Raw genomic sequence first — 15254 nt, 5'->3', positions numbered from 1 at the left:
AATACCATGAGTTTTGAAGGAAAAATCGCGCTGGTTACCGGTGCAAGTCGCGGCATTGGCCGCGCAATCGCAGAAACGCTTGTCGCCCGTGGCGCAAAAGTGATCGGCACGGCCACCAGCGAGAGCGGTGCGCAGGCGATCAGCGATTACCTCGGTGCTAATGGCAAAGGTATGCTGTTGAATGTGACCGATCCGGCATCTATCGAATCTGTTCTGGGAAATATTCGCGCAGAGTTTGGTGAAGTTGATATCCTGGTTAATAATGCCGGTATTACTCGTGATAACCTGTTAATGCGAATGAAAGATGATGAGTGGAACGATATTATCGAAACCAACCTGTCATCAGTTTTCCGTCTGTCAAAAGCAGTAATGCGCGCTATGATGAAAAAGCGTCACGGCCGCATTATTACTATCGGTTCTGTGGTCGGTACCATGGGAAATGCTGGTCAGGCCAACTACGCTGCGGCGAAAGCGGGTCTGATTGGTTTTAGTAAATCGCTGGCACGTGAAGTCGCGTCCCGCGGTATTACTGTTAACGTTGTTGCTCCGGGCTTTATTGAAACGGACATGACGCGTGCGCTGTCTGAAGATCAGCGTGCGGGTATTCTGGCGCAAGTTCCTGCGGGTCGCCTCGGCGATGCAAAAGAAATCGCCAGTGCGGTTGCGTTCTTAGCTTCTGACGAAGCAGGTTACATCTCTGGTGAAACCCTGCACGTCAACGGCGGAATGTATATGGTCTGACCGAGATTTGCACAAAACGCTCAGGAACCGCGCAGTCTGTGCGATCCCGAATGCGGTTTTGTGCAAAATGATTTGCGTTCTGAGGGCAAACACCCGCAAAATAGCGTAAAATCGTGGTAAGACCTGCCGGGATTTAGTTGCAAATTTTTCAACATTTTATACACTACGAAAACCATCGCGAAAGCGAGTTTTGATAGGAAATTTAAGAGTATGAGCACTATCGAAGAACGCGTTAAGAAAATTATCGGCGAACAGCTGGGCGTTAAGCAGGAAGAAGTTACCAACAATGCTTCCTTCGTTGAAGACCTGGGCGCTGATTCTCTTGACACCGTTGAGCTGGTAATGGCTCTGGAAGAAGAGTTTGATACTGAGATTCCGGACGAAGAAGCTGAGAAAATCACCACTGTTCAGGCTGCCATTGATTACATCAACGGTCACCAGGCGTAAGTGAACATCTCCAGGCGGTCATTCGACCGCCTGAGTTTTATCTTTTTGTCCCACAAGAATCTATTTTCCCTCCCTGGAGGACAACCGTGTCTAAGCGTCGTGTAGTTGTGACCGGACTGGGCATGTTGTCTCCTGTCGGCAATACCGTAGAGTCTACCTGGAAAGCTCTCCTTGCCGGTCAGAGTGGCATCAGCCTGATCGACCATTTCGATACTAGCGCCTATGCAACAAAATTTGCTGGCTTAGTAAAGGATTTTAACTGTGATGACATTATCTCGCGCAAAGAACAGCGCAAGATGGATGCCTTCATTCAATATGGAATTGTCGCTGGCGTTCAGGCCATGCAGGATTCTGGTCTTGAAGTAACGGAAGAGAACGCAACCCGCATCGGTGCCGCTATTGGTTCCGGCATTGGCGGTCTCGGCCTGATCGAGGAAAACCACAGTTCGTTGACCAACGGCGGACCTCGTAAGATCAGCCCGTTCTTTGTACCGTCTACAATTGTTAACATGGTGGCCGGGCATTTGACCATCATGTTTGGTCTGCGTGGGCCGAGTATTTCTATCGCGACCGCTTGTACCTCTGGCGTACACAATATTGGTCAGGCTGCGCGTATCATTGCGTACGGCGATGCTGACGCAATGGTGGCCGGCGGTGCGGAAAAAGCCAGTACCCCGCTTGGCGTGGGTGGCTTTGGTGCCGCGCGTGCGCTCTCAACCCGCAACGACAATCCGCAGGCGGCAAGCCGTCCGTGGGATAAAGATCGTGACGGTTTTGTGCTGGGCGACGGTGCGGGTATGGTCGTGCTGGAAGAGTACGAACACGCCAAAAAACGCGGCGCGAAAATCTACGCGGAAATCGTCGGCTTTGGTATGAGCAGCGATGCTTACCATATGACGTCTCCTCCGGAGAATGGTGCCGGTGCGGCCCTGGCGATGGTGAATGCCATCCGCGATGCAGGGATTGAACCGGGCCAGATTGCTTACGTCAATGCGCACGGCACCTCGACGCCGGCGGGCGATAAAGCAGAAGCGCAGGCGGTTAAATCTGTCTTCGGCGATGCTGCAAGCCGCGTGATGGTCAGCTCAACCAAATCAATGACCGGGCACCTGCTGGGCGCCGCCGGAGCAGTAGAATCGATCTACTCCATCCTGGCGCTGCGCGATGGCGTGGTTCCGCCGACCATCAACCTGGATAATCCGGATGAGGGTTGTGACCTGGACTTCGTTCCGCACGAAGCGCGTCAGGTTTCCGGTATGGAGTACGCGCTGTGTAACTCCTTCGGCTTTGGTGGCACCAACGGTTCACTGATCTTTAAAAAGATCTAAGCCCGTCGCGCCTGCCGCTAAATCCTGACTCAGGCCTGCATAAAATGCGGGCCTTCTTTTTTCTTCAGCTTTCTCTGCTTGTCCTGCGTAATTCATCCTGAGACACTGACAGGCCACCGATAAGGAGCCGCTATGTTCTTGATTAATGGCATTGAACGGGACACCCTCGCCGCCAGTGACCGGGCAATCCAGTTCGGCGACGGGTGCTTTACCACCGCACGTATCGTGGGACATCAAGTGCAGATGTTGCCGGCCCATCTCCGACGTTTGCAGCTGGCCTGCGCAGCGCTCATGATTCCCTACGCGCAATGGCAGCAGCTGGAAGCTGAAATGCAGCGCCTGGCGCTTGAACAGCAAAGCGGCGTGCTGAAAGTGATACTGACCCGGGGGGCGGGCGGTCGCGGCTACAGCGGCGCGAGCTGTCAGAGTCCCACACGTATCCTCAGCGTTTCAGCTTATCCCGCCCATTATGCGCGCTGGCAAGAAACCGGCGTTGCGCTGACGCTAAGCCCGGTTCGCCTGGGGCGTAATCCATTGCTGGCCGGGCTGAAGCATCTGAACCGACTGGAGCAGGTGTTGATCCGGTCTCATCTTGAGCAGACGGACGCCGATGAGGCGCTGGTTCTTGACAGCGACGGGTGGCTTACGGAATGCTGTGCCGCAAATCTGTTCTGGCGCAAGGGGATGGATGTGTTTACGCCACGTCTCGATCATGCCGGAGTCAATGGCATTATGCGTCAGCATTGCATCGCGCAGCTGGCACAATCGTCGTTTCGCGTTGTCGAAGTCACTGCGGGCGCAGATGCCTTGCGTGATGCCGATGAAGTGCTGATATGCAATGCGCTGATGCCGCTGGTACCGGTTCGCCGCTGGGACGAGACATGCTGGTCCTCGCGAGAGCTTTATCATTTTTTAGCCCCACTGTGTGAGCTGTCTGGTTAGTCATGAAGAAAATGTTACGTTTTATCCTGCTGTTATTGGTCGTGCTGGGCATTGCTGCAGGCGCGGGCATCTGGAAAGTTCGTCAGCTTGCCCAGAGCAAGCTGCTGATTAAAGAAGAGACGATCTTCACCTTAGAGGCCGGTACCGGGCGCATGGCGCTGGGGGAACAGCTGTACGGCGATAAGGTCATTAACCGGCCGCGCGTATTCCAGTGGCTGCTACGTCTTGAGCCTGAATTATCCCACTTTAAAGCCGGTACCTACCGCTTCACGCCGAACATGACGGTGCGTGAAATGCTGCAACTGCTGGGCAGCGGCAAAGAGGCCCAGTTCCCGCTGCGGTTTGTGGAAGGGATGCGGGTGAGCGACTACCTGCGTCAGCTGCGCGATGCGCCGTACATCAAACATACGCTGGCGGACGATCGCTACGAAACCGTCGCCCAGGCGCTTAACCTCGAGCATGCGGACTGGGTTGAAGGCTGGTTCTGGCCGGATACCTGGATGTATACCGCCCATACCAGCGATGTGGCGATCCTCAAGCGCGCGCATCAGAAGATGGTCGCGCAGGTCGAAAAAGCCTGGGAAGGGCGGATGGATAATCTGCCGTACAAAGATCAGAACCAGCTGCTGACCATGGCGTCCATTATTGAAAAAGAGACGGCGGTTGCCGCAGAACGCGACCGCGTGGCGTCGGTATTTATCAATCGTCTACGGATTGGCATGCGTCTGCAAACCGACCCGACCGTGATCTACGGTATGGGGGAGAGTTATACTGGCAAGCTGACTCGCAAAGATCTGGAGACGCCGACGGCCTACAATACCTACGCGATCGGCGGTTTGCCGCCGGGGCCTATCGCCGTACCGGGAGAAGCCTCTCTGAATGCCGCGGCGCACCCGGCGAAAACGCCTTATCTCTATTTTGTTGCCGATGGTAAAGGTGGGCATACGTTTAATACCAATCTGGCCAGCCACAACCGCTCGGTACAGGATTATCTGAAAGTACTTAAGGAAAAAAATGCGCAGTAACTATATCGTTATCGAAGGCCTGGAAGGCGCAGGGAAGACCACCGCGCGCAATCTGGTGGTGGAGGCGCTGCAGGAGTCGGGTATCAGCGATCTGGTGTTTACCCGTGAGCCGGGCGGCACTATTCTGGCCGAGAAGCTGCGCAGCCTGGTGCTGGATATTCAATCCACCGGCGATGAAGTGATTAATGACAAAGCCGAAGTGCTGATGTTTTACGCCGCCCGTGTTCAGCTGGTCGAGACGGTGATCAAACCCGCTCTGGCTCGCGGCCAATGGGTCATCGGCGATCGTCACGATCTGTCGACCCAGGCCTATCAGGGCGGCGGTCGCGGTATCGACCAGACGATGCTGGCGACGCTGCGTGATGCGGTACTGGGCGATTTTCGCCCGCACCTGACGCTGTATCTGGATGTGACGCCGGAGGTGGGTCTGAAGCGCGCGCGCGCGCGCGGCGAACTCGATCGCATTGAACAAGAGTCGCTGGATTTCTTCAATCGTACCCGGGCGCGCTACCTTGAGCTGGCGGCGCAGGATCCTACTATTCACACCATCGATGCGACGCAATCGCTGGACGCCGTCGCAAGCGATATCAGGGCGGTTATCAGTCGGTGGGTCGCGGAGCAAAGCGCATGAAATGGTACCCGTGGTTACGCCCGTCATTTGAACAATTAGTCGCCGGCTATCAGGCTGGACGGGGTCACCATGCGTTACTGCTTCAGGCATTGCCTGGCATGGGGGGCGAGGCGCTGATCTATGGGCTGTGCCGCTATCTCATGTGCCGCCAGCCGGAAGGAAATAAAAGCTGCGGGCAGTGCCATAGCTGCCAGCTGATGCAGGCTGGCACGCACCCCGATTACTACACCCTGGCGCCGGAAAAAGGCAAAAGCGCCCTCGGTATTGACGCGGTGCGTGACGTTAACGAAAAGCTGTATGAGCGTTCCCGTCTTGGCGGCGCCAAAGTGGTATGGATAGGCGATGCTGCCTTGTTAACGGATGCCGCGGCAAATGCCCTGTTAAAAACGCTGGAAGAACCGCCGGAAAACACCTGGTTTTTCCTCGCCTGTCAGGAACCCGCTCGGTTGCTGGCCACGCTGCGCAGCCGCTGTCGCCTCCATCACCTTGCGCCACCGTCAGAGTCCTACGGGCTGGCGTGGCTGGAACGCGAGGTGGCACTGCCTCAGGAGGCGCTGCTCTCCGCGCTACGCCTGAGCGCGAATGCGCCTGCGGCGGCGCTGGATCTGCTGCAGGAAAGTCACTGGGCTTCCCGGCAGCAGCTGGTCCAGACGCTGGCGAGCGTGTTAAGCAGCGGCGACTGGCTGGCGCTGCTGCCGATTCTGAATCACGAACAGGCCGCAGTTCGTTTGCACTGGCTGGCATCGCTGCTGCTGGATGCACAAAAACGGCAGCAGGGAATCACCCTGGTGAGTAACCCTGATGCCTGGACGCTGGTCAATCAGCTGGCGCAGGCGCTGCCTGCCGCCCGCTTGCAGGCGATCGCACGCGACGTCAGCGCCTGCCGGGACCAGCTGTTGAACGTGGTTGGCGTCAACCGCGAACTGCTGCTAACCGAGCGCCTTCTGCGCTGGGAACATTACCTGCAACCTGGGACGGTACTTCCCGTATCCCACCTCTGAGCGAGACATTATGTTTTTAGTCGACTCCCACTGCCATCTGGATGGCCTGGATTATCAAACGCTGCACAAAGACGTGGACGATGTGCTGGCAAAAGCCGCTGCCCGTGACGTGAAGTTTTTCCTCGCGGTGGCCACGACGCTGCCGGGATACCGCGGAATGCGTGAGTTGGTCGGCCCGCGCGACAATGTGGTTTTCTCCTGCGGCGTCCATCCGCTCAATCAGGATGAAGAGTACGATGTTGACGAGCTGCGCAAGCTGGCGGCGGAAGAGGGGGTTGTCGCAATGGGGGAGACCGGGCTGGACTATTTTTACACGCCGGAAACCAAACCCCGCCAGCAGGCCTCCTTTCGCGATCATATCCGCATTGGCCGCGAGTTAAACAAGCCGGTTATCGTGCATACCCGCGACGCGCGCGCCGACACGCTGGCGATTTTACAGGAAGAAAAAGTGACGGATTGCGGTGGCGTACTACACTGTTTCACTGAGGACAGGGAGACGGCAGGTAAACTGCTGGATATGGGTTTCTATATCTCGTTTTCCGGGATCGTCACCTTCCGTAATGCCGAACAGCTGCGCGATGCCGCGCGCTATGTTCCGCTCGACCGCCTGCTGGTGGAAACCGACTCGCCGTACCTGGCGCCGGTCCCGCATCGCGGCAAAGAGAACCAGCCGGCAATGGTACGCGATGTTGCGGAATACATGGCGGTACTGAAGGGGGTTTCGCTTGAGCAACTGGCGCAACAGACCACGCAAAATTTCGCCAGCCTGTTCCACATTGACCCCGCCAGACTGTAACCTGCCGATCTTTCTATTATTTTAAGGCTCGTAATTAATAGGTAAAGCGAGTAAAGTTCACCGCCACAAAATGGGCGGTGAAGGGTTTTTTGCAACATCCAGACACGGCTTATGTAAGTTGGTGTAAATTTTTCAACGCTGACTGATTGAAACGTGATAGCCGTCAAACAATGATTCCGTCAATTATTTTACTCTGTGTAATAAATAAAGGGCGCTTAGATGTCCTGTCCACGGCACGGTTCTCCCCCCGTGCCAATGCGTGAAAACGTAAAAAGCACCAAATACTCAGGAGCACTCTCAATTATGTTTAAGAATGCATTTGCTAACCTGCAGAAGGTCGGTAAATCGCTGATGCTGCCGGTCTCCGTGCTGCCTATCGCAGGTATCCTGCTGGGCGTCGGTTCCGCAAACTTCAGCTGGCTGCCAGCCGTTGTTTCCCACGTTATGGCAGAAGCAGGCGGTTCAGTCTTTGCCAATATGCCATTGATCTTCGCTATCGGTGTGGCGCTTGGCTTCACCAATAACGACGGCGTATCTGCGCTGGCTTCCGTTGTTGCTTACGGCATCATGGTGAAAACCATGGCGGTCGTTGCGCCGCTGGTTCTGCATTTACCTGCTGAAGAAATTGCGGCCAAACACCTGGCTGATACCGGCGTACTCGGCGGTATTATCTCTGGTGCTATTGCAGCGTACATGTTCAACCGCTTCTACCGTATCAAGCTGCCTGAATATCTGGGCTTCTTTGCGGGCAAGCGTTTTGTTCCGATTATCTCCGGTCTCGCCGCTATTTTCACCGGCGTGATCCTGTCCTTCATCTGGCCACCGATCGGTACTGCTATCCAGACCTTCTCTCAGTGGGCGGCATACCAGAACCCGGTTGTGGCGTTCGGTATCTACGGCTTCATCGAACGCTGCCTGGTACCGTTTGGTCTGCACCACATCTGGAACGTTCCTTTCCAGATGCAGATTGGTGAATACACCAACGCGGCAGGTCAGGTCTTCCACGGCGATATCCCTCGTTATATGGCAGGCGACCCGACTGCGGGTAAACTGTCCGGTGGCTTCCTGTTCAAAATGTACGGCCTGCCGGCTGCTGCTATCGCGATTTGGCACTCCGCTAAGCCGGAAAACCGCGCGAAAGTGGGCGGTATCATGATCTCCGCAGCGTTGACCTCGTTCCTGACCGGTATCACCGAGCCGATCGAGTTCTCCTTCATGTTCGTTGCGCCGATTCTGTACGTTATCCACGCAATTCTTGCCGGTCTGGCCTTCCCGATCTGTATCCTGCTGGGTATGCGTGATGGTACGTCGTTCTCTCACGGTCTGATCGACTTCATCGTCCTGTCTGGTAACAGCAGCAAGCTGTGGCTGTTCCCGATCGTCGGTATCTGCTATGCCATCGTCTACTACGTTATCTTCCGCGTGCTGATTAAAGCACTGGACCTGAAAACTCCGGGTCGTGAAGATACCACTGAAGACAGCAAAGCCGGTGCGACCAGCGAAATGGCTCCGGCACTGATTGCAGCGTTCGGCGGTAAAGACAACATCACTAACCTTGATGCATGCATCACCCGTCTGCGCGTCAGCGTGGCCGACGTAGCGAAAGTTGATCAGGCTGGCCTGAAAAAACTGGGCGCTGCTGGTGTGGTTGTTGCAGGTTCAGGTGTTCAGGCAATCTTCGGGACCAAATCCGATAACCTGAAAACTGAAATGGATGAATACATCCGCAGCAACTAAGTCGTGATGTGGGGAGACTAAGGCAGCCAACTGGCTGCCTTTTTTATTGCTGCCTTGGGCCGCGGATGAACAGGTGAATAAGAGACGAGATGGATGATATCGGGGATGAAAAAGCCCCCGCCGTATTATTCACGAGCGGGGACTGACTGGTAGAGAACAGCTTAAATCGATAGATCAGAAGCTGTAGCTGGCATTAACTGAGAAGTTGCGTGGCGCACCATACACGCCGTAGCTACCCAGATAGTCGTAGTACTCTTTGTCGAACAGGTTGTTGACATTGCCCTGCACGGCAAAGTTTTTACTCACCTGGTAGCGGGTGAACAGATCGATAATCGTGTAACCGCTTTGGGTAATCGTGCTGACGTTGTTCGGGCCATTATCAAGCTCTTGCCAGGTTTTATTCTGCCAGCGCGCGCCGCCGCCGATGGTCAATGCCGGCAACACTGGCAACTGGTAACGGGTGAACAACTTCAGTGAGGTACGCGGCTGGCTTGGGTTAACCGCATTTCCGTCTTCATCTTCTGCAACGTAGCGACTGCCGCCAAAGGTTAATTGCCAGTTATCGGTCAGCGCACCGTTCAGCTCAAATTCAATCCCTTTGCTGACGGTGCCATCGACAGATTTATATGCCGTCTGGCCGCCAGAACCTGGAATTGTTGTCCCGGTATTCACGGCGACGTTGTCCTGTTCAATACGGAAGAGGGATACCGTTGCTGTCAGACGAGTGTCGAACCAGTCACCTTTCACGCCTGTTTCATAGCTCTTACCGGTCGTCGGATCGAGGAACACACTATTGATATCGCGCTGGCCGGTCGGCTGGAAGATAGAGGTATAGCTGGCGTAAACGGACCAGGTATCGTCGATGTCATAAATCAGGCCGGCATACGGGGTCACGTCGTCGAATTTTGCGTGACGGATTTCATCCGGCTGGCGCTCGAGGTTATATTTAGCGCTCCACTCTGTATAGCGGGCGCCAAGGATCAGGTGCAGCGGATCCGCAAGGGAGATGCGCGACGCGGCATACAGGGATTTCTGCCGGATCACGTCGCGCTGATAGAGCGCAAAATTGGACCATGCCGGGTCGGACAGCTTACCGTTATAGTCGTAAATACTGCCAACGTCCATCAGGCCATAGTTATCGTTAACCGGATAGGCGTTGTCATAGTTATTGCGCTGGCGGCTATAGCTGCCGCCGAACATGACTTCATGCTGGCGGCCCAGCAGGTTGTACCCGCCGCGTACGAATGCGTCCACTGAGTCCTGTTTACGTTGACCCTTGTTCCAGCCGCCCCAGGCGCCATACCATTTGGATGCGTCATACAGTCCCGTTGCTTTATCGGGATAACCGTCGATATACATTAACTTGCTGTCAAAGTTGGTTTCCGCGTGCATGGTATTGATTTTGGCTTCCCAGCCGTTATCAAAGCGCTGTGTGAGGTTGGCGAAGATTTTGGTTGAATCGACGTTAGAGTAGGTCCAGTCGGCCGCGGTGTTAAAGCCTCGACGGAAATGGGTCTTGCTGCCATCGCTGAACATTGACGGGAAACCGCCCCAGGTCGGGCTGTCTTCCTCACTCTCCTGATAGTCATAGCCCAACGAAAGAGTGGTGGAATCCGTGACGTCCGCATCCACGACGCCGTAGATGAATTTTTTACGATAGTGGTTACGTTCAACCCACGAATCCTTATCCTGGTAGCCGGTGATGACCCGTCCCCGGACGTTGCCCGACTCGGTTAACGGAGCCTGGAGATCCAATACATAACGTTGATTGTTCCAGCTGCCATAGGTGGCAGAAACCGAGCCTTTAAATTCTTTACTGTCGGCATGCTTACGTACCATGTTGACATAGGCTGAAGGGTTGCCCGTACCGCTCATTAACCCCGCCGCGCCGCGTACTACTTCGATTTTGTCATAAATTGCCGTATCGCCAGCGGTATCGCCGAAGTTCCATCGGTTATCGAGGAACGTTGGCATATCTTCATACGCAAAGTTGCTGACGAAGAAGCCGCGGGAATAAAAGTTAGTACGATGGGTGTCAACGCGGGATGCGCTCACGCCGGTCGTATTATCCAGAACCTGTTCGATAGTGTTGAGTTCCTGGTCCTGCATGCGCTGCTGGCTGATGACACTGACGGATTGTGGGATATCCCGTTGTACTAATAGCAGTTTAGTGCCAGTGGTGGTGGTTTTAACGCTGTAATCCTGCTGCTGGGCATCAGGCCTGATTTCCGTTGTACCTTCTACAATGATGGTATCGTCGGTATCGGCGGCGGCAATGCTGAGGCCGGGATGAAGCGCCAGCGCAATACCAACGGCCAGCAGGGACGGCGCGATACGCCGATCCCGGGAATTAATCGTGAGAAGCATCATAAACCCTTAATCAAATAGTTATTGTTATGTGCCGGGACTCTACGGCCACGGTCATATCGTGTCTGGAAGCGCACCGCATCCAATAGTGAATACAAATGAGAAATATACGCATTAGTATTTAATGTGTAAACAGAAGTAAGAAGTGTTATCAGAAACGGCAATTAGCGCTTCGGTTAAACGCATTCACCGGAGATATGATTAATCCATCAGCAGCTAACAGCGCCGCGGGATAAGAAAAAGCGCATTCAGGTTGAAAGAGGAGGAGTAACTCGCTCATACTCTTAGGCGAATCCTGTGCATCCGCGTTTATCTGCAGAGGCAGGCCAGAGCACGGTATAAAAATTAATAAGGAATCAGTCATGGCAGAAGAAACGATTTTTAGCAAAATCATTCGCCGGGAGATCCCGTCGGATATGGTTTATCAGGATGAACTGGTGACCGCTTTTCGCGATATTTCCCCGCAGGCGCCGACCCACATTCTGATTGTCCCCAATATCCTGATTCCTACCGTCAACGATGTGACCGCTGAACATGAACTGACGCTGGGGCGCATGATGACCGTGGCGGCAAAAATTGCGCGTGATGAGGGTCTTGCTGACGATGGCTATCGTCTGATTGTCAATTGCAACCGCCACGGCGGCCAGGAAGTCTACCATATCCACATGCACCTGCTGGGCGGTCGCCCGCTAGGTCAGATGCTGGCTCACAAAGGTTAATCGATGCGCGCAGCTCATTTCGGCCCGCTTCTGGCGGCTGTGCTCCTGGTCGGGTGCGGTTCCCATGCGGAAATCCCCGTGGGTGAACAGCAGACTCTGGTGATGGAATCCAACGTGCTGGCGGCGGGCATCAGCGCCGATGCGCCAGAGGTCACGGCCTCAGAGATTCAGGCAACCGCCACTTCCAGACTGTTTAATGAACGACAGGAACCGATCACCGTGCATTACCGCTTCTTCTGGTATGACGCCAGAGGACTGGAAATGCATCCGCTGGAGCCGGCCCGGAGTATCACGGTGCCTGCGCACTCTTCTGTCACCTTGTACGGTAGCGCGAATATTTTGGGGGCGCATAAGGCCCGCCTGTATCTTTATCTGTAAGGGGTAATTGTAATGATTAAAATGTGTCGCTACGCGTTAATCACGGCACTGGCGATATTCCTTGCTGGGTGCGTGGGGCAACGCCAGGAGCCCGCTCCCGTTGAGGAGGCGCAGCCGAAGCCAACGCAGCCCGCCCAGCCGCAGCCGACGGTACCAACCGTACCTACGGTTCCGACTATTCCGGGGCAGCCAGGGCCGATTGAACACGAGCAGCAGCCGGCACAGCCAGCGCCGCGCGTGCGTCATTATGACTGGAATGCGGCGGTACAACCGATGGTGGGGCAAATGCTGCAGGCAGGCGGCGTCAATGCGGGAAGTATTCTGCTGGTCGACAGCGTGAATAACCGCACCAACGGCACGCTAAACGCCGGAGAGGCGACGACGGCGTTGCGCAATGCCCTGAGCGGCAATGGCAAATTTACGCTGGTGTCTGCCCAGCAGCTGGGCGTGGCAAAACAGCAGCTGGGTTTATCCCCTCAGGATAGTCTCGGCAGCCGCAGCAAAGCGATGGGGATTGCCCGTACCGTGGGAGCTCAGTACGTGCTGTACTCAAATGCGACCGGCAACGTCAATTCACCTGAGCTGAAAATGCAGCTGATGCTGGTTCAGACCGGCGAGATTATTTGGTCAGGTAAAGGTGCCGTTCAGCAACAGTAAACTGACGCGCGATGAGGTGTTGTCGCGCTTTTTTCCCCGCTATTCACCTGTCGCCGGCCTGGGCCAGAATGGCCTGAGCGGCGGCAGCTGTATTATCAGCGACGGCGTCCGGCGGCTGGTCCTGCGCCAGCCGCACGACCCCGACGCTCCCGCCCGTGAATTCCTCCGCCAGTACCGCACCCTGTCTCGCCTGCCGAAGACCGTCGTCCCCGCGCCGCTTTTCTATTCGCCGGGATGGCTGGCGGTGGAATATTGCGACGGCGAGATGAAAAGCACGCTTCCGGAGTGCCCGCGGCTGGCAGGGTTATTGTATCATCTGCACCGGCAGCCGCGTCTGGGCTGGCGTGTGGCGCTGGCACCGCTGCTTGAACGCTACTGGCTGGCCTGCGATCCTGCGCGGCGCACGCCGCTGTGGTTGCGTTGGCATAAACGTTTGTTGCAGCGCGGCGAGCCTCGCCCTCTGCGGCTGGCGCCGCTACATATGGATGTGCACGCCGGCAATATTGTCCATACGAAAGCGGGGCCGCGGTTGATCGACTGGGAATATGCGGGCGATGGCGACATTGCGCTGGAGCTGGCCGCGGTGTGGATTGCGCCGACGGCGCATCGCCAGCTGGTCACCGCATATTCCCGGCTGGCACATATTGATGAGCGGCTGCTGTGGCGACAGGTACAACGCTGGCGTCCCTGGGTCATATTGCTGATGGCGGGCTGGTATGAACGCCGCTGGCAGCAGACCGGCGACCGGCAATTTATCACGCTGGCAGATGAAACATGGTGTCAGTTAGGCAAAGAATGAAAAGGATAAGAGAGGTCAGTGTGGGTCCGGTAATGTTGGATGTCGAAGGGTTTGAACTGGATGCGGAAGAGCGTGAGATTCTCGCTCATCCGCTGGTGGGCGGGCTGATTTTATTCACCCGCAACTATCACGATCCGGCCCAACTGCGGGAGCTGGTGCGCCAGATCCGCGAGGCTTCGCGCAATCATCTGGTGGTGGCCGTCGATCAGGAAGGCGGTCGCGTTCAGCGCTTTCGCGAGGGGTTTACCCGACTGCCGGCCGCGCAATCTTTTGCGGCGCTACTGGGGATGGAAGAGGGCGGCGCGCTGGCGGCTCAGGCCGGTTGGCTGATGGCCAGCGAGATGATCGCGATGGATATCGATATCAGCTTTGCGCCGGTTCTCGATGTCGGCCACATCAGTGCCGCGATCGGTGAACGCGCTTATCATGACGATCCGGATAAAGCGCTGGCTATCGCCCGCCGCTTTATCGACGGAATGCACGAGGCGGGAATGAAAACCACCGGGAAACACTTCCCGGGACACGGCGCAGTGACCGCGGATTCGCATAAAGAGACGCCGCGAGATCCGCGTGCTGAAGCCGAGATTCGGGCCCGGGATATGGCGGTTTTCCGCACCCTGGTGGCGGAAAATCGTCTCGACGCCATTATGCCTGCCCACGTTATCTACAGCGATGTGGATCCGCGCCCGGCCAGCGGTTCAGCGCACTGGCTCAAGACGGTGCTGCGCGGTGAACTGGGTTTCGATGGGGTGATCTTCTCTGACGATCTGTCGATGGAAGGGGCGGCGATCATGGGCAGCTATGCCGAACGCGGGCAGGCATCGCTGGATGCAGGTTGCGATATGATCCTGGTCTGCAATAATCGTAAGGGGGCGGTCAGCGTGCTGGATAACCTGTCGCCGATCAAAGCAGAGCGTGTTACGAAATTGTATCATAAAGGTTCATTTACCCGTCAGGAGTTAAGGGATTCTGCCCGTTGGAAGACGGTTAATGCGCAGCTGGAGCAGCTCCACGCGCGTTGGCAAGAGGCGAAGTCTGCGTAATTGACCTGAAGTCTGGTGAGGATGCGATGATTATCTATTTACACGGTTTTGACTCAAACAGTCCCGGAAACCATGAGAAGGTGCTGCAGCTGCAGTTTATCGATCCCGATGTGCGTCTGATAAGCTACAGCACGCGGCACCCAAAACATGATATGCAGCACTTGTTAAAAGAAGTCGATAAAATGCTGCAGCTTAATACTGACGATCGGCCGCTGATTTGCGGCGTCGGTCTGGGCGGCTATTGGGCGGAACGGATCGGTTTCCTTTGCGATGTGCGTCAGGCTATTTTTAACCCCAATCTGTTTCCTGCGGAAAACATGGAAGGGAAGATCGACAGGCCTGAAGAGTATGCTGATATCGGGACCAAGTGCGTCAATAATTTCCGCGAGAAAAACCGCGATCGTTGTCTGGTGATACTCTCCCGCCAGGACGAAGCGCTGGACAGCCAGCGTTCCGCCGACCTGCTGCATCACTACTATGAAATCATCTGGGATCATGAGCAGACCCACAAATTCAAAAACATCTCACCCCATCTGCAGCGGATAAAAGCCTTTAAGACGCTAGGCTGATCTGCTCCCGGCCTCCGGCCCGTCGTATGTGAATACGGCGGGCTTTTTTTATGTCGCCGGTGATGGCATGGTTA

At 55.7% G+C, this 15254-nt stretch carries 16 protein-coding genes; 15 read left to right on the top strand and 1 reads right to left on the bottom strand.

All coding sequences use genetic code 11. The annotated features are described in order from the left end of the window. Positions 1-6 precede the first annotated feature (6 nt). From fabG to ptsG, 9 genes are all read left to right on the top strand, one after another. On the top strand, positions 7-741 hold the full coding sequence (gene fabG, locus AC236I_RS15410; RefSeq protein WP_004860512.1) for a 3-oxoacyl-ACP reductase FabG: 735 nt from the start codon (positions 7-9) through the stop codon (positions 739-741). Positions 742-951: 210 nt separating this feature from the next. Then, a complete protein-coding gene (acpP, locus tag AC236I_RS15405) occupies positions 952-1188 on the top strand; it encodes an acyl carrier protein (protein WP_000103754.1) in 237 nt (78 codons plus the stop codon). Between the two features lie 86 nt (positions 1189-1274). Beyond that, positions 1275-2516, top strand: a complete 1242-nt coding sequence (fabF, locus tag AC236I_RS15400) for a beta-ketoacyl-ACP synthase II (RefSeq protein ID WP_004860514.1) — start codon at positions 1275-1277, stop codon at positions 2514-2516. A gap of 132 nt (positions 2517-2648) precedes the next feature. Continuing rightward, positions 2649-3458 (top strand): aminodeoxychorismate lyase, encoded by an 810-nt coding sequence (gene pabC, locus AC236I_RS15395; protein WP_044346839.1) that lies wholly within the window; start codon positions 2649-2651, stop codon positions 3456-3458. Between the two features lie 2 nt (positions 3459-3460). Beyond that, positions 3461-4483, top strand: coding sequence for a cell division protein YceG (gene yceG, locus AC236I_RS15390; protein WP_004860519.1), 1023 nt, complete (start codon positions 3461-3463; stop codon positions 4481-4483). Next, positions 4473-5114 carry a dTMP kinase gene (tmk, locus tag AC236I_RS15385; RefSeq protein WP_004860521.1) on the top strand — a complete coding sequence of 214 codons (642 nt, stop codon included), beginning with the start codon at positions 4473-4475 and terminating at the stop codon, positions 5112-5114. The genes yceG and tmk overlap by 11 nt, the downstream gene beginning before the upstream one ends. Further along, complete coding sequence (holB, locus tag AC236I_RS15380) at positions 5111-6115, top strand: DNA polymerase III subunit delta' (RefSeq protein ID WP_487608543.1); 1005 nt, start codon at positions 5111-5113, stop codon at positions 6113-6115. The genes tmk and holB overlap by 4 nt, the downstream gene beginning before the upstream one ends. Before the next feature lie 10 nt (positions 6116-6125). Next, positions 6126-6911, top strand: coding sequence for a metal-dependent hydrolase (locus AC236I_RS15375; protein ID WP_004860525.1), 786 nt, complete (start codon positions 6126-6128; stop codon positions 6909-6911). Between the two features lie 303 nt (positions 6912-7214). After that, positions 7215-8648, top strand: coding sequence for a PTS glucose transporter subunit IIBC (gene ptsG, locus AC236I_RS15370; RefSeq protein WP_004860526.1), 1434 nt, complete (start codon positions 7215-7217; stop codon positions 8646-8648). Between the two features lie 174 nt (positions 8649-8822). On the opposite strand, the gene fhuE is transcribed toward ptsG, so the two are convergent. Continuing rightward, on the bottom strand, positions 8823-11018 hold the full coding sequence (gene fhuE / locus AC236I_RS15365) for a ferric-rhodotorulic acid/ferric-coprogen receptor FhuE (protein WP_015584644.1): 2196 nt from the start codon (positions 11016-11018) through the stop codon (positions 8823-8825). 359 nt (positions 11019-11377) lie between these two features. Here fhuE and hinT point away from each other — a divergent pair, with 359 nt between their 5' ends. From hinT to ycfP, 6 genes are read left to right on the top strand one after another with little or no spacing between them, the layout of a single operon-like run. Then, positions 11378-11734: a purine nucleoside phosphoramidase gene (gene hinT / locus AC236I_RS15360; protein WP_487608542.1), complete on the top strand. Its 357-nt coding sequence runs from the start codon at positions 11378-11380 to the stop codon at positions 11732-11734. A gap of 3 nt (positions 11735-11737) precedes the next feature. Beyond that, positions 11738-12112 (top strand): YcfL family putative periplasmic lipoprotein, encoded by a 375-nt coding sequence (locus AC236I_RS15355; RefSeq protein WP_015584643.1) that lies wholly within the window; start codon positions 11738-11740, stop codon positions 12110-12112. A 21-nt stretch (positions 12113-12133) separates the two neighbouring features. Further along, positions 12134-12769, top strand: coding sequence for a penicillin-binding protein activator LpoB (lpoB, locus tag AC236I_RS15350; RefSeq protein ID WP_160873623.1), 636 nt, complete (start codon positions 12134-12136; stop codon positions 12767-12769). After that, the gene (gene thiK, locus AC236I_RS15345; RefSeq protein WP_097357549.1) at positions 12750-13568 is read left to right on the top strand and encodes a thiamine kinase; all 819 of its coding nucleotides are present in this window, start codon (positions 12750-12752) and stop codon (positions 13566-13568) included. Before lpoB ends, thiK begins: the two co-directional genes overlap by 20 nt. Before the next feature lie 20 nt (positions 13569-13588). Then, a complete protein-coding gene (gene nagZ, locus AC236I_RS15340) occupies positions 13589-14611 on the top strand; it encodes a beta-N-acetylhexosaminidase (protein WP_015584641.1) in 1023 nt (340 codons plus the stop codon). Positions 14612-14637: 26 nt separating this feature from the next. After that, positions 14638-15180, top strand: a complete 543-nt coding sequence (gene ycfP / locus AC236I_RS15335) for an alpha/beta hydrolase YcfP (protein WP_004860539.1) — start codon at positions 14638-14640, stop codon at positions 15178-15180. Positions 15181-15254: the final 74 nt, after the last annotated feature.

Source organism: Klebsiella sp. Sb-30 (genome assembly GCF_057652795.1).
The sequence above is the reverse complement of the archived record's forward strand: the minus strand, read 5'-3'. Positions and strand labels throughout refer to the sequence as shown.